This window comes from Actinomyces bouchesdurhonensis (genome assembly GCF_900128465.1).
GTDB classification, from domain to species: Bacteria; Actinomycetota; Actinomycetes; order Actinomycetales; family Actinomycetaceae; genus Pauljensenia; species Pauljensenia bouchesdurhonensis.
Genome location: NZ_LT635866.1, coordinates 365,517 through 387,439, shown reverse-complemented (window position 1 = coordinate 387,439; position 21,923 = coordinate 365,517). Strand labels below are relative to the sequence as shown.

At 63.6% G+C, this 21,923-nt stretch carries 15 protein-coding genes, 1 tRNA gene and 7 pseudogenes; 11 read left to right on the top strand and 12 right to left on the bottom strand.

What is annotated here, in order from left to right:
• Nucleotides 1-31: 31 nt before the first annotated feature.
• Both BQ7477_RS04180 and fbaA read left to right on the top strand, forming a co-directional pair.
• Entirely contained in the window at nt 32-643 is a 612-nt protein-coding gene (locus BQ7477_RS04180) for a TrmH family RNA methyltransferase (protein WP_073982911.1), read from the top strand.
• A 228-nt stretch (nt 644-871) separates the two neighbouring features.
• Nucleotides 872-1,768 (top strand): annotated as a pseudogene (gene fbaA, locus BQ7477_RS04175) (class II fructose-bisphosphate aldolase); the annotation flags it as partial.
• Here fbaA and BQ7477_RS12330 read toward each other — a convergent pair.
• Nucleotides 1,688-1,867 (bottom strand): annotated as a pseudogene (locus tag BQ7477_RS12330) (endonuclease/exonuclease/phosphatase family protein); the annotation flags it as partial. The pseudogenes fbaA and BQ7477_RS12330 sit on opposite strands and share 81 nt — an antisense overlap.
• 139 nt (nt 1,868-2,006) lie before the next feature.
• Between BQ7477_RS12330 and BQ7477_RS13005 the strand changes: the two are divergent.
• Nucleotides 2,007-2,246, top strand: a pseudogene (locus tag BQ7477_RS13005) (hypothetical protein); the annotation flags it as partial.
• A gap of 105 nt (nt 2,247-2,351) precedes the next feature.
• Here the strand turns inward: BQ7477_RS13005 and BQ7477_RS04170 are convergent.
• From BQ7477_RS04170 to BQ7477_RS04150, 5 genes and pseudogenes are all read right to left on the bottom strand, one after another.
• Nucleotides 2,352-2,615 (bottom strand): annotated as a pseudogene (locus BQ7477_RS04170) (flotillin family protein); the annotation flags it as partial.
• A gap of 88 nt (nt 2,616-2,703) precedes the next feature.
• Nucleotides 2,704-3,192: pseudogene (locus BQ7477_RS04165) on the bottom strand (uracil-DNA glycosylase); the annotation flags it as partial.
• A 66-nt stretch (nt 3,193-3,258) separates the two neighbouring features.
• On the bottom strand, nt 3,259-3,678 hold the full coding sequence (locus BQ7477_RS11385; protein ID WP_129582495.1) for a hypothetical protein: 420 nt from the start codon (nt 3,676-3,678) through the stop codon (nt 3,259-3,261).
• A 264-nt stretch (nt 3,679-3,942) separates the two neighbouring features.
• Nucleotides 3,943-4,416: pseudogene (locus BQ7477_RS04155) on the bottom strand (HAD family hydrolase); the annotation flags it as partial.
• Between the two features lie 23 nt (nt 4,417-4,439).
• Nucleotides 4,440-5,363: pseudogene (locus BQ7477_RS04150) on the bottom strand (flotillin family protein); the annotation flags it as partial.
• A 254-nt stretch (nt 5,364-5,617) separates the two neighbouring features.
• On the opposite strand from BQ7477_RS04150, the gene BQ7477_RS04145 reads away from it, so the two are divergent.
• Together BQ7477_RS04145 and BQ7477_RS04140 are read left to right on the top strand one after the other, a co-directional pair.
• Nucleotides 5,618-6,430 carry a hypothetical protein gene (locus tag BQ7477_RS04145; RefSeq protein ID WP_073983008.1) on the top strand — a complete coding sequence of 271 codons (813 nt, stop codon included), beginning with the start codon at nt 5,618-5,620 and terminating at the stop codon, nt 6,428-6,430.
• A gap of 103 nt (nt 6,431-6,533) precedes the next feature.
• Nucleotides 6,534-7,739 carry a hypothetical protein gene (locus BQ7477_RS04140; RefSeq protein WP_073982909.1) on the top strand — a complete coding sequence of 402 codons (1,206 nt, stop codon included), beginning with the start codon at nt 6,534-6,536 and terminating at the stop codon, nt 7,737-7,739.
• 97 nt (nt 7,740-7,836) lie between these two features.
• On the opposite strand, the gene BQ7477_RS04135 is transcribed toward BQ7477_RS04140, so the two are convergent.
• The 3 genes from BQ7477_RS04135 to BQ7477_RS04125 form a co-directional block, all read right to left on the bottom strand.
• Nucleotides 7,837-8,580, bottom strand: a complete 744-nt coding sequence (locus tag BQ7477_RS04135) for a glycerophosphoryl diester phosphodiesterase (protein WP_073982908.1) — start codon at nt 8,578-8,580, stop codon at nt 7,837-7,839.
• 40 nt (nt 8,581-8,620) lie between these two features.
• Complete coding sequence (locus BQ7477_RS04130) at nt 8,621-9,883, bottom strand: DUF4032 domain-containing protein (protein ID WP_073982907.1); 1,263 nt, start codon at nt 9,881-9,883, stop codon at nt 8,621-8,623.
• A 161-nt stretch (nt 9,884-10,044) separates the two neighbouring features.
• The gene (locus BQ7477_RS04125) at nt 10,045-11,175 is read right to left on the bottom strand and encodes an ABC transporter ATP-binding protein (protein WP_073982906.1); all 1,131 of its coding nucleotides are present in this window, start codon (nt 11,173-11,175) and stop codon (nt 10,045-10,047) included.
• A 271-nt stretch (nt 11,176-11,446) separates the two neighbouring features.
• On the opposite strand from BQ7477_RS04125, the gene BQ7477_RS04120 reads away from it, so the two are divergent.
• The 4 genes from BQ7477_RS04120 to BQ7477_RS04110 all read left to right on the top strand — a co-directional run bounded on the left by BQ7477_RS04120 (nt 11,447) and on the right by BQ7477_RS04110 (nt 14,513).
• Nucleotides 11,447-12,688 carry a serine/threonine-protein kinase gene (locus BQ7477_RS04120; protein WP_234968675.1) on the top strand — a complete coding sequence of 414 codons (1,242 nt, stop codon included), beginning with the start codon at nt 11,447-11,449 and terminating at the stop codon, nt 12,686-12,688.
• On the top strand, nt 12,643-13,197 hold the full coding sequence (locus BQ7477_RS12325) for a hypothetical protein (RefSeq protein ID WP_234968674.1): 555 nt from the start codon (nt 12,643-12,645) through the stop codon (nt 13,195-13,197). Before BQ7477_RS04120 ends, BQ7477_RS12325 begins: the two co-directional genes overlap by 46 nt.
• A 60-nt stretch (nt 13,198-13,257) precedes the next feature.
• Nucleotides 13,258-14,196 (top strand): DsbA family protein, encoded by a 939-nt coding sequence (locus BQ7477_RS04115; protein ID WP_073982905.1) that lies wholly within the window; start codon nt 13,258-13,260, stop codon nt 14,194-14,196.
• Nucleotides 14,197-14,437: 241 nt separating this feature from the next.
• Nucleotides 14,438-14,513, top strand: a tRNA-Thr gene (locus BQ7477_RS04110).
• 2,477 nt (nt 14,514-16,990) lie between these two features.
• Here the strand turns inward: BQ7477_RS04110 and BQ7477_RS04105 are convergent.
• Nucleotides 16,991-17,695: a uracil-DNA glycosylase gene (locus BQ7477_RS04105; RefSeq protein WP_073982904.1), complete on the bottom strand. Its 705-nt coding sequence runs from the start codon at nt 17,693-17,695 to the stop codon at nt 16,991-16,993.
• Nucleotides 17,696-17,845: 150 nt separating this feature from the next.
• On the opposite strand from BQ7477_RS04105, the gene BQ7477_RS04100 reads away from it, so the two are divergent.
• Entirely contained in the window at nt 17,846-18,388 is a 543-nt protein-coding gene (locus tag BQ7477_RS04100; RefSeq protein ID WP_073982903.1) for a LytR C-terminal domain-containing protein, read from the top strand.
• A gap of 223 nt (nt 18,389-18,611) precedes the next feature.
• Nucleotides 18,612-20,240: a chaperonin GroEL gene (groL, locus tag BQ7477_RS04095; protein ID WP_073982902.1), complete on the top strand. Its 1,629-nt coding sequence runs from the start codon at nt 18,612-18,614 to the stop codon at nt 20,238-20,240.
• Between the two features lie 78 nt (nt 20,241-20,318).
• Here the strand turns inward: groL and BQ7477_RS04090 are convergent, their stop codons facing one another.
• Nucleotides 20,319-20,612: a WXG100 family type VII secretion target gene (locus BQ7477_RS04090; RefSeq protein WP_073982901.1), complete on the bottom strand. Its 294-nt coding sequence runs from the start codon at nt 20,610-20,612 to the stop codon at nt 20,319-20,321.
• A gap of 281 nt (nt 20,613-20,893) precedes the next feature.
• Nucleotides 20,894-21,850, bottom strand: a complete 957-nt coding sequence (locus BQ7477_RS04085; RefSeq protein WP_073982900.1) for an HD domain-containing protein — start codon at nt 21,848-21,850, stop codon at nt 20,894-20,896.
• Nucleotides 21,851-21,923 lie beyond the last annotated feature (73 nt).

Below are 21,923 nucleotides of genomic sequence, written 5' to 3'. Positions count from 1 at the left end.
GGACGAGGCTGGGACCCCCTCCCGCGGGCAGGTGGGGGTCGGGCCGTGGCCCGGAGGCGAGGCCGCCTGGCCGGTGGGGGAGCGCTACGACCCCGAGCTCCTGCGGATGGGGGACCGGCGCAACGTCGAAGACCGGTACCGGTATTGGACGATGGAAGCGATCAGAGCGGATGTGGCCGCCCGTTCCCTGCCCTTCGAGGTCGCCGTGGAAAACCTGGACCACGACTTCAACATCGGATCCATCGTGCGCACGGCGAACGCGCTGGGGGCCAGGCGCGTGCACGTCGTGGGGCGCAGGCGCTGGAACCGCCGCGGCGCCATGGTCACCGACCGCTACCTGCCGGTGGATCACCGTGGTGAAGTGAGCGAACTCGTCGAGCACTGTGCGCGGGAGGGCCTCACCCTCGTCGGCGTCGACAACGTCGAGGGTTCCATAGCCCTGGAAACCGCGGTCCTGCCCGAGCGCGCGTGCCTCGTCTTCGGCTCCGAGGCCTCGGGCCTGAGCATGGACATGCGTGCCGCGTGCGATGTCGTCGTGGCCATCCCTCAGCGCGGCTCGACGCGCTCCATGAACGTCGGCCACGCCGCCGCCATCGTCATGTGGGCGCACGCTTCGCGCCTCGCCGCTCCTTCCCACGCTTAAACCAGCCACCCGCCTGGCGGCCCGCTCCCGGAGGCGCGGCCCACGCCTCGTCAAACGAGCACACGACCGTCCGGGGGCGCGCGAGAGTTCGGCCAGGCGATACGCCTACCACACGCTACCGTGGGAAGAAAAGCCCCTGTCCGAACGGGACTTCCATCCCCTTCCCACTCTTGCAAAATGTGAGACAATCAATCTCGACAAAACTGTCGCTCGATTAGGAGGCTCCAAGTGCCTATCGCAACCCCTGAGGTCTACGCAGAGATGCTGAATCGCGCACGGGATGGCAAGTTCGCCTACCCCGCGATTAACGTGACCTCGTCCCAGACCATCACCGCCGCCCTCCAGGGCTTCGCCGAGGCCGAGTCCGACGGCATCATCCAGATCTCCGTCGGCGGTTCCGAGTACGGCTCCGGCTCCACCATCAAGAACCGCGTCACCGGCTCGCTGGCCCTCGCTGCCTACGCCTACGAGGTTGCAAAGAACTACGGCATCACCGTGGCCCTGCACACTGACCACTGCGCCAAGCAGAACCTCGACTCCTGGGTCCGTCCCCTCCTCGAGATCGAGGCCGGCCAGGTCGCCGAAGGCAAGCTCCCCACCTTCCAGTCCCACATGTGGGACGGCTCCGCGATTCCGCTTGACGAGAACCTGGAGATCGCGAAGGAACTGCTGGCCAAGTCCGTCAAGGCCAACACCATCCTCGAGATCGAGGTCGGCGCGGTCGGCGGCGAGGAAGACGGCGTCGTTGGCGAGATCAACGAGAAGCTCTACACCTCCACCGCAGACGGCATCAAGACCGTTGAGGCCCTGGGCCTGGGTGAGAACGGCCGCTACATCACCGCTCTGACCTTCGGCAACGTGCACGGCGCCTACAAGCCCGGCCACGTGAAGCTGCGTCCCGAGCTGCTCGGCACCATCCAGAAGGAGGTCGCTGAGCACTTCGGTCTCGACCACCGTCCCTTCGACCTGGTCATGCACGGCGGCTCCGGCTCCACCGCCGAGGAAATCGCCACCGCTGTCGCCAACGGCGTCATCAAGATGAACGTCGACACCGACACGCAGTACGCGTTCACCCGCCCGGTCGTTGACCACATGATGCGCAANGTCGGGGCGGCACTTGATCTCCTGCATGGCCAGCACGTCTGTGCCTGAGCGCTCAAGAAAGGCGATGACGCGGTCGACGCGCGTGCGGATGGAGTTGACGTTCCAGGTCGCGAATCTCATGGGTGTGAGCCTATCGGCGGGGCGGGGGAGTGGCTGCGTGAAACACGCGTGAAACATGCCTGAGTGGTGTGAGTTGTGCGCGCACTTATTTAGAGTGATAATGGTTCTCACTTGCAACATAGCTAGAAAAGGCACCCGAATGTCATACCTGCGACGCATCAGTACAGCGGCGCTCGCTCTCTTCCTGGCCCTGACCCCCGCCGCCGCGTGGGCCGGCCCGGACCAGGACAAGGAATGGATCGTCACCGGACAACACGTCGATGCGCCCATCCCCGTCTGGCACGACGACACCAACAGCTTCTCGCTCAACACCATCAACATGCCGATGGAGAAAACCGCCCTGTGGATCCCCAAGGCGTGGACCGGCACCGGCGAGAAGGNTGGCTACCCGCGTTGGGAACGCGCCTCACCCCTGCGCAGGCTTCGGGGAGGTGGCGTCGCGCCCGCATCGCGCGTGGTGACGCGCCGTGTGATTGAGCCTCGCTCACTGCTGCGGAGGCTTCGGGACGGAGGCGTCGCGCACGCCCTCCTCGACCGCCTCGGAGATCGTGGGGGACACGAGCTTGGCGCCCACGAGAGCCGAGAACAGCTGCTGCAGGTCCAGGCCCAGCGAGTCGCCCAGGCCCGCGTTGATCTGGCTGATCGACTTTGTGATGTCGCCGACCATCTGGGCGTTGTTGCCCTCGCCGTACATGGTGATGGTGTCGACCTTGGACAGCGGCTCGGCCACGGCGCGCGCCACCTCGGGNTCGTGGCACCCCTCATCGCGGCACTCCCCACCGCGGCGAGGACGCCGCCCGCGCGGCCCGCCCCGGCCTCGTCGTCTCCTTCCGCTCTTAGCGCACCAGCGACCAGTCGACGCCTGACGCACCCTGCTCCTCGAGCATCCGGTTCGCGCGCGAGAACGGACGGGACCCGAAAAACCCGCGGCGCGCCGACAAAGGTGAGGGATGCGGCGAAGCGATGACAGGAGTCTCACCCAGGCGCGGCATCAGAGACTGCGCGTCCTTGCCCCACAGAATCGCCACCAGCGGGGCGGGCGACCCATCCGGTCGACGTCGAGCCACCAGCGCGTCAATCGCGCACTGCGTGACCTCCTCCCACCCGCGCCCCCGATGCGACGCGGGCGCTCCCGGACGCACCGTCAGCACCCTATTCAACAAGCACACGCCCTGCTCACTCCACGCCGTCAGATCGCCCGAAGAAGGCGGCTGGCATCCGATGTCCTCGCACAGCTCGCGGAAAATATTGACCAGAGACCNTCTCCGGCCGCCGCGTGGCCTGCCTTGTTGGGCCTGGCCTCTGTGTGTGCCGGTGGGCGGCGGCCCGCCCGCGAGATCGCCACACGCGAGCTTCGCTCGGAGTGGTCGATCTCGAAGCCCGGCCTGGTCCTATGCGGGATTCGCGGCGCGTGCGCCGAGCATGAGGAGGCGCGCGATTGTTGCCGACAGGATGAGCGTGCCGACGCACACGTACATAAAAGGGCCGGGTGCCTCTCCGATGAGGAGTCCCTCAAGCAACCAGGTCAGCAGGAAGAGACCGAAGAAGCTCCACATGCATCTCGCTGCGCTCGCCATCAGCCGGTGTAGTGACAGCGTGTGGCGCACTGTGACAAGACCGAAGAAGAATGCGAGCGGGAGTGGGATGAGCGCGCCGAGGACTGAAAAAATAGCGCGATACGCGAGCTGCGGATACATGTCGTACACGTCGGCGACCAATAGGTACGCCAGTCCTGATACGCCGAGAATGACAAGGGTGCTCAGGGCGGCCCCAACCCTCACGAGGAGGGAGCCTTTCGCTATGCGTTCCATACTTAAGTATAAGTAGGTGGCTACGTCGTGTGGAGGGTTTTGGTGGCTTTTTTGCTCTAGGTTCTCGCTAGGTTCGGCTGGATTCTAGTCGTGCTTGTAATGCCGGGAAGCCAGATCGCGACACATGATGGTTTCCCACCAACGTCGCACGTAATTCCCCAGCGACTACTTAAATATGCGAAGTAGCGTCGTTGGAATTGCAACGTTTTCTAGGTATCTCAAAAAGTGACCAGATTAAATTACGTGCGACTTTTTTTGGGGGNTGATCATCGCGGCGATCGCGCCGCACGCGGGCAGGGTTCCCTCGTCGGAGGGGCCGGACACGTCCGGGTTCGTCGCAATGAACTTCGCGCCACCCTCAATGAGGCGAATCGCGTGAGTCAAGGCATGAAAATCGTAGTAGCGAACCTCGCCGAGCACCACGAACTCCGGGTCCGTTTCCGTCATCACGTACCCGGCGGAGTGGATCGCGGTGGTCAGGCCCGCCTCGCCGATCACATAGGCCGTCGAGCCTGGAGACTGTTGCTGGAGGAACGCGGCCGTGGCGTTCGCGGACGTCCAAATGTTTTCCTCGGGGATGTCCAAGCCCGAGTTCGCCAGGCGGGCGGACAGGTCGCGGTTGGTGAACACCGAGTTATTGGTGAGGACCAGGAAGGGGATGTTGTTGGCACGCAGGGCTGCCAGGAATTCATTCGCGCCGGGCAGCGCACGGTTTTCCTTGACCAGGACACCGTCCATGTCGGACAGCCACGCGCTCACGGGCGGNCGTTCACCTCGGCCTGCAGGGCCTGCTTGGTGACGACGACTTCCTTCTCCTTGATGACGGCCTGCTGCTCCTGCTTGACGATGTCGGCCTGCGCGGTCTCACGCTCGATGTCGCGGCGCTGAATCTGCGACTGAATCTCGTAGGCGGCGTCTGCCTTCGCCTTCTCGGTGTCGGCCTCGACCTTCAGGGCGGCCTGGCGCTTGGCGAGGTCCGTCTGCTTCTGGGCGATCTCCAGTTGGGAGGCGACCTGCGCGTCGTTGGCTTCCTTCTGAGCGACGGCGGTCGCCTGCGCGACCTCCTTCTGCGCGTTCGCCTTAGCGATGGCCGCGGTCTTGCGGATCTGCTCGGTGTTGTCGATACCGAGGTTGTCGATGACGCCGTTCTGGTCGGTGACGTTCTGGATGTTGAATGCGACGATCTCGAGACCCATCTCCTCCAGGTCCTGCTTCGCGTTCTCCTGAACGCGCTCGGAGAAGGCCGCGCGGTCGGTGATGATGTCGGTCAGTCGCATCTGGCCGATGATGGCGCGCAGGTGGCCCTCCAGGGTGTCGCGCACCTCCTCGGAGATTTCTGAGGTCGTCTTGTAGAGGAAGTTACGAGTCGCCGCGCGGAACAGCGTCTGGTCTTCGGTCGCGATACGGACCTTGACGGCCGCGTCGACGCGCACGTTGATGTAGTCGTTCGTGGGGACGAAATCCGTGGTCTGGGCGTCCACGGAAATCATCGAGGCGGTCATCGTGTCCACGCGCTCCAGCAGGGGGACCTTCCAACCCGTCTTACCGTGGAGCACGCGCTGGCCTCGGGGGCCGGAGATCACCTTAATCTCGCCTGGAGACGCGGAGACGAAGCTCGCCCACAGAAACAGGACGACAAAGACAGTGGCAGCGACGGCGATGGCTGCGATGCTGAGGAGAGGCATGATAGCTGCTTTCAGGTGAGGGGTGCGGCTCCCCTTGCGTCCGTGGAGCCGCGTAACCGGCCAGGATAGCAGCGTCCTGCCTGCGACTCATTCATCGTCTCATTTCGAGGAGGCAAGGACGAGTCCAGATACCTCTGGAGGGTTAGGTCGTTGAAAGCGCGGAAAGGGAGCGCTTATGATGGGGTTACGCGAAGCGGTTGTCGTGCGTGAGTGAGCGCCCGATGCTCGACCGCCAAGAAAAGGACATAGGAGTCATGAGGAAAACGATTATTGCCATCGTATCGGTCCTCGTCGCAGCCGCTGTTGGCACTGTCGTGCTCATGTTCGGAGTACTTCCCGCCTTCCAGGATGAGTGCTCGGGGGACAAATGCTCGCCGATGGGTAACCCCACACTCGGTCCCTCCCCGATTCCGACGTCTTCACCCGCGCCAACGCATAGCGTCGCCCCTCATCCCTCGCCGACTTCTACAGAGGGTTACGTTTACAAGCCGGTCCTGTATCTGTATCCGCAGGAGGAGCGACAGCTGACGGTGACGTTGGATGTCGCGGGCGAGCTGGAGACGGTCTACCCGGCTCCGGGCAGCCAGGTGCAGACAGACAAAGGGGTCCAGGCCTCGTGGACAGTGGACGCCGCGCCCGACGGCACGCTGACTGACGCGAGCGGCCGCACCTACCCGTCCTTGTTCTGGGATGGGCCTGTGTGGCAGGAAGCGCCCGAGCAGGGCTTCGTCGTCGCGCGTGAGGATGCGGTGCCGTTCCTGGAGGAGAAACTGGGACAGCTGGGCCTCAACGATCAAGAAGCAGCCGACTTCATCACGTTCTGGGCACCGCAAATCCGCGCGAACGAGTACACGTTCATCTCCTTCGACGCCTCCTCCTACACGCAGCAGGTGACCTATTCGTTCGCGGACGAGGCCGGCAACCAGGTTGCGCCCGACACCTTCATTCGGGTGTTTATGACGATCCGTGCGGCGCAAGCGGACGAGGCGGTCACGCCGCAGGAATTCGCTTCGACGCCGATGCGCAACGGCTTCACCGTCGTTGAATGGGGAGGCACACAACTGTAAAAGGCGCTGACGCGCCGTCGCGGGCGAGCAGAATGGCGAGCCACGCGTCACAATGGAACAAAGTGTGGTGAGACAACATCACCACCGACAGGAAGGTAGTGACATGGCCCAGGACTGGACCCGCATTGAAGGCATGATCATCGGCCACGACTTGGATCCCGCCGTCGTCGCCGGAGAACTCAAAGAACGCGCAATCCTTGCTCAGCTCGAATGGTTCCCCTCGTCGCCGCAAATGCTCGGCCTCAATGTCGCGGTTGCGAACGATCACATCGCTACCGTTCCCGCAGGCTCCACTGAGGTCGTCCCGGGCCCCACCCCCGCCGAGCTGGCCGATGATCTCGCCGTCCTTTTTGACGCTGAGGTGCGCATCGGTAACGCCAGTGCCGACCACCTACCCGAAGGCAGTTCGCCACTGGGCGCAGTGTGGCCATCGGACGATGCCAGCGACGAGGCCGCTGAGTCCACGTCCACCCGCATCGTCGAGATCGGTCGCACCCCGGCCTCGTCCGTTCCGCTCCTCGCGGCCCTGGAAGGCATCGATCTGGGTGATCTTGAGCTGGCCGACGACCATCGCGCGCTGCTCGCGGAACTACCCGCCGAAAAGGAAGGGTGGAACTTTGGCGACCTGCCGCTGGTCACCCTGTCCGTCACGGATGGCGAATTCCAGGTGTTCTTGGTGACCGACGATCATCTTGAGCACATCGTGTCGCACAACTGGGGCATGGACGCAGCCATTGTTCCTGGCGGCCACGACAAGGCCATCGATCTGCCCGGCGACGTCATCGACCTGGTGGGCGACCGCCTCGACCTGCTGTCCATCGCCCAGGCAGTGCCCGGAGCCGACGCCGACGCGCTGTGGGCATCCGTGGCAACGACGGGCGAAGAATCCGTGTGGAAGGTCGTGCGCGCCCTGGGTCTTCCCGGCGCCGTCGCCGGCTTCCTGCTGGGAACCACGGACATCGAGGACGTTGAAGGCATCACCGTACACCTAGCGCGCGGCATCTCCAACGCGATCGGGCGCAGCGTCGACATCATGATGGGCCAGCCGCAGTCGATGGTCAAGCCCCTATGGAACTCCTACGAATCCGTCGCCGTTGAACGCCCCTGGATCATCCACGCGGCTGTCGCGGTCGAGGCCGTCGTCGGAGTCGCCATGCTAGTGTCCGCAGTACGCGCCCCCGCCCCCCGCTCTGGCTGGATGCGCTTCGCGGGCATCGTCGGCGGCCTCATGGTAGTAGATTCCATCGCGGAACTGTCGCTGGCCAAGCACGTCTCGAAGCGTTTTGCGCGCCGTGCAGGCGAAGCATAAGCGAGGAATCTAACGCAAAACGAGAGACGGTCGGGGTCGCGCACGCGACCCCGACCGTTCGTCTGAGGGGATTAACGCGTTGCCGCGCCCACTGCCTCTAGCGCGCCAACGCCCAGGCGGGGAAATCCTGGGGACGATCCGTGAAAATCCCGGTGACGCCCCACGAGGCGAGCTCGCGGGCCTGTTCGACGTCGTTGACGGTCCACACGTTGACCTCGAAGCCGCTCTCACGCATGGCGCGCACGTCGCCTTCAGTGAGTCCCTCAACGCCCGGATGGATCGCTGTTGCGCCCAAGGCGACCGCCCCAACACGCCACTCGTCGTGGGCGCGTTCGATCAGCCACCCGAGCGCGACACTCGGGCAGGCCTCGTGGAAGGCGGCGAGCAGTTCATGGTCGAATGAGGAAACAATCAGGCGCGAGGGGACCTTCTCGCCGCGCATCGTCACCGCTAAAGCCTCGATGAGGCGTTCACGCAGGCGCTTCCCGCCGCCGCAGGGCTTGATTTCCAAGTTCGCGCCCATCTGCTGGGCGTGGGCAAAAGCGAGGGCGTCGGCGGCCTCGGGAATACGCTCAAAACGGTACGTGTCGGAGAACCAGCGACCGGCATCCAGGCGACGAATATCGGAGTAACCCAACTGATAGTACGACCCGCAACCGGTGGTCGTGCGGTCCAGTGTGTCGTCATGAATGACAATCAGGGAACCGTCGCCAGTGATGTCCACGTCGAACTCAAACCAGCGGGCGCCAACCTCCATGGCTTTAGAGAACGCGGCAATCGTGTTCTCTGGTGCCAACGAAGAAGCGCCACGGTGGGCAATAATGCGGGGGAAATCAGACATGGATGCTCCTAGCGTGAACGATGCGGGGTCTGCCACCCCATCACCATAGGTCCGGGTGTGTCGCCGCGCTGAACAGAGACGAACGCCCCGGCCCGGGTTCGAGCAAGACGGCCTCGTCGCGTTTCGACTGCAGGATGTTGGTGATGTAGGAGGCGAGGGCCTCCTCGCGCGGGATGTCGTGGCCCGCCTGTTGCGCCATGTACCACCGATGTTCGAGATATTCGTGATAGAGCTGCGCGGGTTCGAGCTTGCCAGCCAGCTCGCTGGGAATGGCTCGGACCACGGGCGTGAACACGTCGGTGAGCCACTTGTGGGCGGCCGTCTCCAAGGGCTCGTCCTGCATGTCGTGGGTGGCGCGCCACACGTCGATGTCGGCGAGGAGTCGGCGTGCCTGGTGCTCGCCCACATCCATGCCCGTTAGACGCATGAGCTTGCGGTTATGGTGACCGGCGTCGACCACCTTCGGTTGAATCACCAAGTGCTCGCCGGTGTCATCCGAAGCCATGTGCAGTTCCGCCACGTCGAAACCCAGGTCATTGAGGCTCCGAATGCGCTCATTGACGAGGTACTGGCGTTGGTCGTTGGGCAGGTACTCCGCGGCCGTGACCTCGTTCCACAGGAGGTCGTACTGGGTGCGGATACGGTCGCCCACGTCAATGGGGTCAGATTCCATGGGAAAATAACCGCCGGCTTGGAGGTCCATGAGTTCGCCGATGATGTTCGTGCGCGCTAAGTCAACGTCGTATTCGCGTTGACCGGGCGTCAGATTCGGGTGGAGTTCGCCGGTTTCAGCGTCCACTAGATAGGCTGCGAATGCGCCCGCATCGCGGCGGAAAAGCGTGTTTGACAAAGAGACATCGCCCCAGTAGAAGCCGATGAGGTGCAGGCGGACGAGGAGCAACGCGAGCGCGTCGATCAGACGGGTCGCAGTGTCAGCGCGCATCGACAGGGAAAACAGGGAGCGGTAGGGCAACGAAAACTGTAGGTGCTCGGTAATGAGCGCCGCGTTGAGTTCCTCGCCGTCTCGTCCCACGCGGCCCGTGATGACCGCCACGGGATCGACGGAGGGTGCGTCTAAGCGCGAGAGGTCACGAAGGATGTCGTACTCGTGGTGGGCGACGGTCTCGCCGATCTCCTTGACCGCCAGGACACGGCCCGACAGGTTCACGAAGCGCACAACGTGGCGGGAAATGCCGCGAGGCAACGCGGCGAGAAGGGATGACGGCCACGCCTCCAACGGTGTATCCCAGGGGAGGTCGAGGAGCGCGGGTTCGACCGCGGCAGCCGTAATATCCAAAGCCATGCCCTCATTGTCTCATCTCCCCGGCCTCGTGCCTAACTCGATGGGGAAGAGACAGGTTGTTCGCGGCGTAGACGACGTGCGCTCACACACGAACCCCGGCCTCGTTCGGGAGATGAACGGACGAGGCCGGGGTTGGTCAGAGGCGAGCGCTCAGTTGCGCGTCACTCGGGCAGGCGAACGCCCGTGGAGGCCGAGAAGTTGTGCTGCTGACCCTCGCGGATGCGCACATGCAGAACGCCGCCGCGGGCGGGGGCGGTACGCGGGGGGACACGCACGATCAGCTGCTTGGCGGTGCCTTCAGCGCCGGAACCCAAGCCTTCACCATTCTCGTCGCCAACCAGGTGGCCGTACACGTAGGCGTCAGAGCCGAGTTCCTCAACGAAATCAACCTCGACGGGGATGGTGCCCTCGACGGTCGCGTCGACGACATCCAGGCCTTCGGGGCGGAAACCGATCTTGATCTTGCCGTCGTCCTCGGGGATTAGCGCGTTGCGGGTAGCAGCCGAGAGGCGCACGCGGGCGGGGCCGATCTTCGCCCATTCGCCGTCCACCGTGAAGGTCCCCAGGTTCATGGCGGGGGAGCCGATAAAGCCGGCGACGAACTCGTTGGCGGGGCGTTCGTACATTTCCTGGGGGGTGCCGACCTGCTGGAGGAGGCCGCCGGCCAGGACCGCGATTCGGTCGCCCATGGTCAGGGCTTCGGTTTGGTCGTGGGTGACGTACACGGTGGTGACGCCGAGCTCGCGTTGCAGGGAGGCGATCTGTGTACGTGTCTGCACACGCAGCTTCGCGTCCAGGTTGGACAGCGGCTCGTCCATGAGGAACACCTGGGGCTTACGGACGATCGCGCGGCCCATAGCGACACGCTGACGCTGGCCACCGGACAGGGCCTTGGGCTTACGGTCCAGGTAGGGTTCCAGGTCGAGGATTTTTGCGGCTTCTTCAACGCGTGCGTTGATCTCGTCCTTGTGTACGCCCGCGATTTTCAGGGCGAAGCCCATGTTTTCGCGAACCGACATGTGCGGGTAGAGCGCGTAGTTCTGGAAGACCATCGCGATGTCGCGGTTCTTCGGGGGAACATTCGTGACATCCTTATCGCCGATGAGGATGCGACCGCCGTTGACGTCCTCCAGGCCCGCGAGCATGCGCAGAGAGGTGGACTTACCGCAGCCGGAGGGGCCGACCAGGACGAGGAACTCGCCGTCAGCGATGTCGAGGCACAGCTGGTCGACGGCGGGCTTGTCGGAGCCCGGGTAGACGCGAGTCGCGTGATCGAAGGTAACGGTTGCCATGTTCAATTCCTTCCCACCGGCAGGTACGTGCCGGACGATCCGTTGTGGGGTGACCGTGGAGCGTCTTCGCCCACGGAGTGCGAACGAGAATCCTTCCGCGTGCGCAACTAGGTGTGAAAGTACCACGCTTGGCTGTGGCTGTACAGCCTGGGTCGAATCGTGGATTGTTGCGGCTGCGACATGCTGTGGTGAACATCTCGTTTTGTCGGCGAGGCCTGGGCGCTTCGCGCGGGTAGGTACAGATGAACGTGGGGGACGGTAGGCTGGGGGCGTGGAAGAAGGCGAGGAACTGGGCGGCTATCGGCTCATCCGCCGACTCGGAACGGGCGGCGCGGGCACAGTGTGGCTTGCAGAAGACGGGGGCGGCACACGCGTCGCCCTGAAAGCCATGCACCCGGCGTTGGCGGCCTCCGAGGAATCCAGGACCCGCCTCGAACGTGAGACGCGCACGGTCAACTCCGTTCGCTCGCCCTTCGTTGCCCATATCGTTGACGCTGAGACCGAAGCCAGTCAGCCCTTCGTTGTATCCGAATACGTGGACGGGCCGACGTTAGCGGAAATCCTCGTCTCCGGGCCGATCCCGCTGCGTGGCGTTGCTGCCATGTCCTATCACCTTGCGTCAACGATCGCTGCCGTCCACCACGCCAACATCATCCACCGCGACATCAAACCCTCGAACATCATTTGTTCGCCGCGCGGACCAGTCCTTATCGACTTCGGAATCGCTATGGCCGTGGAGGACCAACACCTGACGCGCACCGGCCTCGTATCCGGCACAGCCGGATACACCGCGCCCGAGCTCCTTCAGGGTGGCCACGCCACCAAAGAATCCGACTGGTGGGCCTGGTGCGCCACCTTGCTTTCCTGCGCGACCGGTCGCCCCCCGTTCGGAAAGGGTGACGTGACCGCCACCATGCTGCGCGTCATTGAGGGTGATCCCGACCTGGCGGGCTTGCATCCGATGGTCGCCGATGCGCTCGCCGGGGGGCTGGCTCCCGACCCGGACGACCGTCCCTCGCCTTCTCTTATTGTTGCTGAACTCATGAGTGCGGTCGGCTGGGCACCCGGCGAACTCGACTATGTCACCGTCAACTGGGCGCAACTGCTCGACACGGGTGTGCGCACCCAGTCGATCAATTCCGACCCCCAGGAAATCGCTGCGCCGCCCGAATGGGACGAAGCGGCTTCACGTCCCGACGCGTCCGGCGCGCGAGCCGTGGCCTACCCTGTTCACGCGCGCCGCGACGCTTCAGAATTTACTGCCGCCAACGACCATACCGAACAGGTCGACACGGCATCCGTCGCATGGGACGAGCACGAATGGGACGACGACCCCAACGACGTCGCCTGGCATGATGATGCCGCCGACACCTGGCAGGCGGTCAATGACGCGGATTCGACCGAGGTCANGCCACGGCCTCGTCCTGGAGTCGCGGCGCGTGGCTCTCCGGCGCGGCCCTGCTCGCCGTGCTTGCTGCACTGCCCCTCATCGCTGGAGTGGCCGGCACAATGACCGTCGGCGTCGCGTTGACAGCCTTCGGTCTGGTTGGTGCGATGAAAAGGTGGCTTGAGCGCCGCCACTTGCTGCGTGGCCCCAAATCCAGTGACGGCGCAGCCGTTGTTGCACTGTCCCCAATCCTGCTCGTGAAGTCCGTCCTGACCAGCTCTCTCGCTCTCGCCGTCGCCAGCCTCATCCCATACAGCGCATGGATTCTCCTGTCCTACTTCCATGACGGGTCTGCCCAGTGGACGTGGCCTACCGACGTGGCAGGCGCCCCCAGCCTGTCACGCGACGACTACTGGCTCAGTGATCCGACTGGGATCGTGGTCGTGTGGGGGCTTGTCACACTCCTCCTCTACGTCACCTGGCTCATGCCTTTTGCAGCCGATCTGCGCGTCGGGATCGCCACGTCAATACGCTTCGTCGTGCGCCCGCTCTGGGGTCGCGGCCTTCTCGCGGTAGGCTGTGTCGGGTTCCTGGTCGGCACGTGGTTCATCATCACGGGAGGCCCGCCGCACTAGGCGTGCATCGTCCCCGCCCGATACTATTGCAACATTCAACTAAGTCTGGAAGGTGAGTTCATGGCTCAAAAGAAGAAGCCGACAACCGTTGATCCTGTCCGCGCCAAAGCGGCCAAGATGCGCCTGGCACAGGAGCGAGCCGACCGCCGCACTCGCATCATCGTAATCTCCTCCGTCGCCGCCATCGTGCTGGCCGTCGTCGGAGCCGTCGGCGGCGTCATCTGGAAACAACAGGCTGACATCAACGCGGCGCGCAACGTCGACGCCTCCACGATTCTCGGCGTCTTCGCCGACGGTCGCCCGATCATCGTCAACGGCAACGGTGTTTCTGCCCAAGCCGACCCTAACCTGCCCACGCTCACCGAGTACTTCGACTACTCCTGCCACGCCTGCGCCGATCTGGACGCATACATCGGCAACGATCTCACCACGTGGGCCTCACAGGGGCACTACAACCTCGAACTTCAACCCGTCATCACCGTTGATATGGAATATCTCAAGCCGGCCACCGGCGCCTCACTGGTCGTCGCCCAAAAGGCCCCCGACAAGTGGATCGAGTTCCATCACGCTCTCATGGCCTACTTCCGTAGCCAGTTCAACGCACAGAACCCGGCCGTAATCAACAACCTCGATTCGTCCTGGAAGCAGGTCAAACAGATCGCCACCGAGGTCGGTGTCCCCTCCGACGTCATCGCCACGTTCCCAGTCAATGCCGTCGACTCCTACCTCCAAGCGTCCTCCACTGCGTGGAAGGAAGCGTCCGTCGATGGGCGTGATCCCAACAAGCTCGGTACACCCGAGCTGGTCAAGGACCACTCCACCCTCATCTCGCGCTCGGGTGATCTCGCAGCCTTGCGCTCCACCATCATGGAACTCTACGGCTTCTCCGAGTCCGCTTCGCCGGAGGCTGGCACTCCTGTCACGCCCGAAGTGACCGAACCCTCCCAGAGCGGTGACGCCCAGTCGCAGAGCGAGGGAACAACCACCAGCTCAAACTGATCATCGAGACGGTGGTGGGGCGGGTCCGCATGGCGGGCCCGCCCCACAGCCGTCTTGGTCGCCACTATGCGCTCTGTCCGTGCCGCGCGTGGCAGTGGTGAAGCGATCTCTTGTGCCCACCCCAGCACAGGGCCTGTCACTATGATCAGCCCACGAGCCGCATCGCTGGACGCCCCAGGCGAGCGGCGCGTCGGCCCGCTCGTGCGCACAGGGGCCAACCTGTGGCACACTAGTGTGCGCCGCCGGCTTAGCTCAGTTGGTAGAGCAGCTGTCTTGTAAACAGCAGGTCATCGGTTCGAGTCCGATAGCCGGCTCCAATATTCATTTCACACGGATACGGCCCGTTGTGTGGCTGACATCGGCTGGGCGGCCTGTTTTCCCCTGTTCTTGCGGGAAAGTGGGTGCCCGGCTTATTCGCACCTGTTGGTTGGTAGCGGCTGCGCGGGCACCGTGCGGGTTAATGGGGGCCTGCTGGCGCGAGGCTCATCCAGTTTGGTGTGTGTCCCTGAGACAAATCAAAGGCACGCGGCAACGAAGGAACTCATCACGGTCCACTAGTCGTTCTTCGTGGCGGCGCTTGGCCGCGCGCGGCCCGGCCTACACCGGGGTCGCCACCTGGATCGAAGACTTCTACAACCACCGCCGCATCCACACCAGCCTCGGCGGCAAATCCCCCATCGAATACGAACTACACCCAGCGGACTGGACAAAAGCCGCACAAACAAACCGTCAACAACTTGCGCACAACCCCAACCGCATGGGTGGGAATGTCCGCCCCTTGATGTGCGCATTAACCCGATGGATGGCAGTGTGGGCGGCCTGCCCGTACTGCCACCAGTAGGGTTTAGCTGCGCATCGAGGGGTTAAGGCAGCCAGTTGTAGGGCCCAGCTGCCGTTCGGCCTGGACAAAAGCCGCACAAACAAACCGTCAACAACTTGCGCACAATCCCAGTCGGTGTTGAAGGCGGCGGGCCACGACGTGGATGATCGAGACAGCGCGTTGGTTGGGTAGCGCGTGTTCGGCTTGCTGGTGCGGGAAAGTCGCTGTGGAAGGCGATGGAGGCAATGTGGAGGATGAACAAAACGTGTTGCTAGCAAGGTGACTTTTCGGCTTTGTCGCGCGGGAAAATCGCCATTTTAGTTGGTCGCGTTTGCCTCGTTCCTGTGAATACAGCGTCGCGGGCCCGTGAGTGGCTGCCCAATGATCCGTCACGGTGGGGCTTGGGCAGGTTGTTTACCTCGGCGGTATCCACCGTGCCAGGCCACTGGCGCGCCACCGGCTGCGCGACGAGCGGCAGCGCGAGCGGCGGAGTATGACTCCCGCCGGGCGGGCTTTCCACGAATGTCGCATGCAATTCCACCGACACTGTGTCGTACCGCGCATCCATGTCGTTAGAATTGCAACGTTTGTGGAAGCTGTTGAAAGTTCACTGAGTCGAATTGCATGCGAAACTGCTCCGAGCGCGAGCTGCCTGCGTTCCTCGCCGCGCACGTGAGCCCGACACTTCGCGCGTGGGTCCGATGGTATGCGCGTGGGTCCGACACTTCGCACGTGGGTCCGATGGCATGCGCGTGGGCGGCGCCGCCCCGGACCGCGGCCTCACCGCCAGCAAACGGGGGGAATCGCACCATGAGAGGCCCACGGTCGGGCTCGCCCCACGTCGAGGGTGCCACCAGACGGGGGGAATTGCACCAATAGAGGCGCGACACGCCGGCGACACGCCGAAGGGAGGCTTCTAATGGTGCAAACCCCCATCGACAGCCCGAAATACACCCAGGCGCAGAGGGCGGAGGGTCCGGAGAGTACGGGCGCGCTTCGAGACACTGGGCTAGCCACGGCACCTGCGGGCGGAGACCCGACAACCTCCAGACAAATTTCGCACGTAATTTCCCTCGGTCACTTTTCGAGACCACCCGAAAACGTTGCAATTCCAACGATGTGGATTCAACATTTGAAGTAAACGCATGGGAATTACGTGCGACATTGATGGGCGGGGCAGGGACTGGCCGAGCTTTGAGACGACATGCCGGCGACACGCCGAAGGGAGGCTTCTAATGGTGCAAAACCCCCATCATTGCCCCTGGTGTCATGCTCCCTCACGGATCCAATGCTCCCCAACGGGTTGAACACTCCCGATCAGGTGCAATCCTCCCGATGGTGTCCATCCTGTCGCAGGCGCGGCGGCGCGAGCGCGCTAGTCCGATGACGCCCCCTCGACGATGCCAGGGGCCTAGCCCAGACCAACGCATTGTGCCCTATAGCGCGCGTCTTCAGTCAGGTACGCCGCGTCAGGGCCCGTATGGCGGGCGATCGCACGGAGCGTCACCGAGGGGCTACTCCCCATCAAGCGGGAGATGCGGACTCTCGCGCCACACAAGACCGGACGCCTACAGGCTACTCCCCATCAAGCGGGAGATACGCCTCTGGGACAAGCCCGCCACCCCTTCCATGATCGCCGCGCGAGCCTGGGCCCAAGCATCCGAGGACTCCCCACAACCAGCCTCCAAGCAGCATCACCGCTACACGACGATGCTGGTAGCTCATGACACCGTCGGCTTGAGACAGCGGTGCCCATTTTCCGGATGCCGCATCCAGTCCAGCCCACAACGTCCAGTTCAGCCGACATGCACCCGGTTGTCACCTACGCGGCACCCTAACCGTTCTGGTGTATTCGATGGGAGAGAGAAATATCCGCAGAGCCCCTCATCGTGGCACCCCTCATCGCGGCACTCCCCACCGCGGCGAGGACGCCGCCCGCGCGGCCCGCCCCGGCCTCGTCGTCTCCTTCCGCTCTTAGCGCACCAGCGACCAGTCGACGCCTGACGCACCCTGCTCCTCGAGCATCCGGTTCGCGCGCGAGAACGGACGGGACCCGAAAAACCCGCGGCGCGCCGACAAAGGTGAGGGATGCGGCGAAGCGATGACAGGAGTCTCACCCAGGCGCGGCATCAGAGACTGCGCGTCCTTGCCCCACAGAATCGCCACCAGCGGGGCGGGCGACCCATCCGGTCGACGTCGAGCCACCAGCGCGTCAATCGCGCACTGCGTGACCTCCTCCCACCCGCGCCCCCGATGCGACGCGGGCGCTCCCGGACGCACCGTCAGCACCCTATTCAACAAGCACACGCCCTGCTCACTCCACGCCGTCAGATCGCCCGAAGAAGGCGGCTGGCATCCGATGTCCTCGCACAGCTCGCGGAAAATATTGACCAGAGACCTGGGGATCTGTACACCGGGGCGCACCGAAAATGACAAACCCATCGCGTGACCCGGGGTCGGGTACGGGTCCTGTCCCACAATGAGGACCTTCACCTGCTCAAAGGGGTAGGTGAATGCGCGCAGCACATCCGTCCCCGCGGGCAGGTAGCCGCGCCCCTCGTCCACCTCGGCGGCCAGCATCGCGCCCAACTCGTGGACGCGGTCCTCGACCGGCGCCAGAGCCGCAGCCCATCCCGGATCGATCAGCTCGGACAGGGCGCGCGGATTGTAATCACTCATGACACCAGCCTAATGCCGCATGCCACCACACACCTCACGCCGGCCGCTCCCCTCCCGCGCGCCACACGCGACCGCACGCTGCTTTTCCGATAGTCTGAACGCGTGAGCTCTCAGTACCCCAGGGATGAATTTGATCGCGCCGGCGAGGAAATGCCAGTTGGCATGCATCGCCCCAAACCGTCTAAATGGAAGAACGTGTGGCCTTTCCTGGCCATCCTCGTGATCGTTCCCGCGCTCGGATGGGCTGCGGCGACCGCTCTGTCACGCCAACAAACCGTGACTGTCACCCCCACACCCGCCCCCGTGTCGACGATCACAGCTGCAACGCCGGAACAGAGCCCGGCGCCTACTACAGCCGAACCGTCGAACGAGGCAAGCGACCCCACGCCCTCGCCTAGTCCCTCTACGACGCCGGCCTCCTCCGTTCCTGACCATGGCGCCGTGATTCAGGTCCTCAACGGAACCGGCACCCAGGGGTATGCCAGTGCGCAGGCCGGCATCCTTAACCAGGCGGGCTATGCCGGGACTTCGGCGGCCAACGCTGACGGATGGGCTACCCAAACTTCGACCGTTTACTACGAGGATCCCAGCATGGAAGGCACCGCGAAAGATATTGCCTCCACGCTCGGAATTGATAATGTCCGCCAGGAAAGCGGCCTGGGGAATCCCGACATTGTCGTCGTCCTGCGCTGAATTGAGAACTCTCAGCATTTGAGGACGCGGGTGTTACGCCCTGAGCGCATCGACCGCAAGGAAGCTCACCTCGCCTTGCACTCGATGCTGGCGAGTGCCAAAATCATTCTTAGCACTCCGACATAGAGAGTGATAAAACCATCGGTTCGATGAGGCCGCACCAAGCGCGGTCGTCCGTCGCGGGCATCGGACCCGATCCGCACCGCGGAAGGATGCATTTTCAATGAGCAAGATCATCAAGTTTGATGAGGATGCCCGTCGTGGCATGGAGAACGGCCTGAATCTGCTGGCCGACACCGTGAAGGTGACGCTGGGTCCCAAGGGTCGTAACGTCGTGCTCGACAAGAAGTGGGGCGCCCCCACGATCACCAAGGATGGCGTCTCCGTCGCCAAGGAAATCGACCTCGACGATCCCTTTGAGCGCATCGGCGCCGAGCTGGTCAAGGAAGTCGCCAAGAAGACTGACGACGTCGCTGGTGATGGCACCACGACCGCGACCGTCCTGGCCCAGGCACTGGTCCACGAGGGCCTGCGCAACGTCGCCGCAGGCTCCAACCCGATCGCTCTCAAGCGCGGCATCGACCAGGCCGTCGAGGCTATCGTCGCCCAACTGCACGCCGACGCAAAGCCCGTTGAAACTACCGAGCAGATCGCTGCCACAGCCTCCATCTCCGCCAACGATCCCGCCATCGGTAAGCTCATCGCCGAGGCCTTCGACAAGGTCGGCGCCGAGGGCGTCGTCACCGTTGAGGAGACCAACTCCTTCGACACCACCCTGGAGACCACCGAGGGTATGCGCTTCGACAAGGGCTACCTGTCGGCCTACTTCGTGACTGACCAGGAGCGCCAGGAAGCCGTCCTCGAGGATGCTTACGTCCTGCTGATGGACTCCAAGATCTCCAACGTGAAGGACATCGTCCCGGTCCTGGAAAAGGTCATGCAGACCGGCAAGCCCCTGGCGATCATCGCCGAGGACATTGAGGGCGAAGCCCTGGCTACGCTCGTTGTTAACAAGATTCGCGGCACCTTCAAGTCTGTGGCTGTCAAGGCCCCTGGCTTCGGTGAGCGCCGCAAGGCGATGCTGCAGGACATGGCCATCCTGACGGGTGGCCAGGTCATCTCCGAGACGGTGGGTCTGTCCCTCGAAAACGCGGACCTGGAGCTGTTGGGCCGCGCCCGCAAGATTGTTGTCTCCAAGGATGAGACCACCATCGTTGAGGGAGCTGGCGACAAGGATATGCTGGCTGCGCGCGTGCGCCAGATCCGTCAGGAGATCGAGAACACCGACTCTGACTACGACCGTGAGAAGCTGCAGGAACGCCTCGCGAAGCTGGCCGGCGGCGTTGCCGTCATCAAGTCCGGTGCGGCCACCGAGGTTGAGCTGAAGGAGCGCAAGCACCGCATTGAGGATGCTGTTCGTAACGCTCGTGCGGCTTCCGAAGAGGGCTTGGTCGCTGGCGGCGGTGTCGCCCTGATCCAGGCTGCTGCCGTGGCGCTGCCCGCGCTTGATCACCTTGACGGTGACGAGGCGACCGGCGTGAACATTGTTCGCTTGGCTGTCTCTGCTCCCCTCAAGCAGATCGCTGAGAACGCGGGCGTTGAGGGCGGCGTGGTTGCCGACCGCGTCGCGAACATGGACCCGGGCTTTGGCTTGAACGCTGCAACCGGCGAGTACACGGACCTGATGGCCGCTGGCATCTCTGACCCGGTCAAGGTCACCCGTTCGGCGCTGCAGAACGCCGCGTCGATCGCGGGAATGTTCCTCACTACCGAGGCCGTTGTCGCCGACAAGCCCGAGCCGCCGGCTGCCGGTGGCGACGAGGCTGGCGCTGGCATGGGCGGCATGTACTGAGCCACTCAGTTTCGCGCTGATCCGTAGGGGGCGGGACTCGTTAGGGTCTCGCCCCCGGCGTGTATTTTCAGCGTGTACCTAGGCGTTTGCGAAAAGCGATGTGGAGTGCGCTTCTGCTTCCGTGTAGGTTGAGGCAGCGGCTTGCAGCTGCGTGGAAATCGAGTCGAGCGCATCGTGCGTCTGTGCTTGGACGCTCTGCCATTGCGTGATGGTCGCTTGAAAGTTTGCTTGGGCGCCGCCGCTCCAGGAGTCCTGGAGCGCGAGCAACTGCGCCATGAGGGTGTCGACTTCGGTGCGGATCGTTGATGCGGTCGTGCATGCCTGTGCGGAGGCGGCGGATACTTGCTCGGCGTCAACGGCGTATGCGGTCATGATGTCACTCCTTTGTGGGACCCCGGGTGGGCCCGTCGCTGATGACACTACGCGCGTGCGGGCGCGTGATCGAGGCAGAATCAACGTCCTGTGGATAACTGTCTGCGACGAACAGCGCCTGTGGATAGCCCTCGGGTTGGGGAGTGTTGTCCGTTGTCGGAGGCGAGGTGGGGTCGGGCTTCGAGACGACGCGCCGAATGAAGCTCGCTGCGCGGACGGGTGGGTTGGCGCCAATGGGTGCTCAAAGCGGCGCGGCCCCAGCGAAGGGTACAGCGGCCTCGTCAGTCGGTGTTGGGCAGATCCAGCGACTCGACAGCAGACTCGAGAGAGGAGGTTGCTTCCGCTTCCTCGTCCGCGTCATAGGGTTCTTCAATCTTGCGCGGTAGGATGCCGGTTGAGGTGACTTCGTCGTCTGCGCTGTGGACGGGGGTGCGCTTCTTGATGGAGCGGCGCTTGATGATCAGCGTGCCGGTCGTTGTCGTGGAGTCTTCAACGATTTCGTCGCTGTCGTCGGGGTCGTCGGGGTCGTCGGAGTCATTATCGGCTTCGCGCAGCTTGGCTTTGTCTCGTTCGAGGCGCGTTAGCTCGTGTTCGAGGTTTGCTCGTGCGGGGTCTTCCCATGCGGAGCCTAGCGGCGACTGGTAGATCGTTTCGTAGCTGAGTAGCTTTTTGAGCAGGGCGATGCGTGCCTTGATGAATTGCAGGTCGTCGAGTTCACTGAGTTCGGCGCGCAGGGCGCAGCGGATCTTTTTGTATTCTTGCGGGCTGACGGACAAGCCTGCCAGGTCTGCGTCGACGAGGACCTGTGCGTCAAAATCGGTGCGTGGGGCGCGGTGGCGCGTGACGAAGGCGATGAGTTCGTCGATGCGCACGACGACTTCGTCGGGGACGCCGAGGTTGGTGAGGCGATTGTGTGCGTGGTCGATGCAGCGGGTGGCGGCGAAGTTTGCTTGGAAGCCGCCGAGCTTAATTTCGAGGGCTTTGTTGAGGAAGGCGCCGTAATACCAGGCTGCGACCCGTAAGATGTCAGGATCGTGCGCGGACGAAGCGATTTCGTCGATGTGGGTGAGCGTGTTCATGAGTCGACGCAGGTTGTGCAACTGACGCTCAGGGGCGTTCCATCGCTGTATGAGGTCTGCGCCCTCATGTTCAAGTTCTGCATCGGTCGCGGTCGCGCCGATCTGCTGCATGGCGTCGACGAACGACGTCAGCAGCCAGTGAGGTGCTTGTGCACCCATGGGCCACTCTCCTAGGTGAGGAATATCCAGCCATGGTAGTGCGCTTTTGTGCTCAGGTCACGTTCGGCGGTGA

What these genes read in the sequence shown, in the direction of transcription:
- BQ7477_RS04100 (WP_073982903.1), top strand. Translation starts at nt 17,846, where the DNA reads ATGCCAGTTGGCATGCATCGCCCCAAACCGTCTAAATGGAAGAACGTG.
- BQ7477_RS04130 (WP_073982907.1), bottom strand. Translation starts at nt 9,883, where the DNA reads ATGGCTTTGGATATTACGGCTGCCGCGGTCGAACCCGCGCTCCTCGAC.
- BQ7477_RS04140 (WP_073982909.1), top strand. Translation starts at nt 6,534, where the DNA reads ATGGCCCAGGACTGGACCCGCATTGAAGGCATGATCATCGGCCACGAC.
- BQ7477_RS04115 (WP_073982905.1), top strand. Translation starts at nt 13,258, where the DNA reads ATGGCTCAAAAGAAGAAGCCGACAACCGTTGATCCTGTCCGCGCCAAA.
- BQ7477_RS04135 (WP_073982908.1), bottom strand. Translation starts at nt 8,580, where the DNA reads ATGTCTGATTTCCCCCGCATTATTGCCCACCGTGGCGCTTCTTCGTTG.
- BQ7477_RS04145 (WP_073983008.1), top strand. Translation starts at nt 5,618, where the DNA reads ATGAGGAAAACGATTATTGCCATCGTATCGGTCCTCGTCGCAGCCGCT.
- BQ7477_RS04085 (WP_073982900.1), bottom strand. Translation starts at nt 21,850, where the DNA reads ATGGGTGCACAAGCACCTCACTGGCTGCTGACGTCGTTCGTCGACGCC.
- BQ7477_RS04090 (WP_073982901.1), bottom strand. Translation starts at nt 20,612, where the DNA reads ATGACCGCATACGCCGTTGACGCCGAGCAAGTATCCGCCGCCTCCGCA.
- BQ7477_RS11385 (WP_129582495.1), bottom strand. Translation starts at nt 3,678, where the DNA reads ATGGAACGCATAGCGAAAGGCTCCCTCCTCGTGAGGGTTGGGGCCGCC.
- groL (WP_073982902.1), top strand. Translation starts at nt 18,612, where the DNA reads ATGAGCAAGATCATCAAGTTTGATGAGGATGCCCGTCGTGGCATGGAG.
- BQ7477_RS04105 (WP_073982904.1), bottom strand. Translation starts at nt 17,695, where the DNA reads ATGAGTGATTACAATCCGCGCGCCCTGTCCGAGCTGATCGATCCGGGA.
- BQ7477_RS04125 (WP_073982906.1), bottom strand. Translation starts at nt 11,175, where the DNA reads ATGGCAACCGTTACCTTCGATCACGCGACTCGCGTCTACCCGGGCTCC.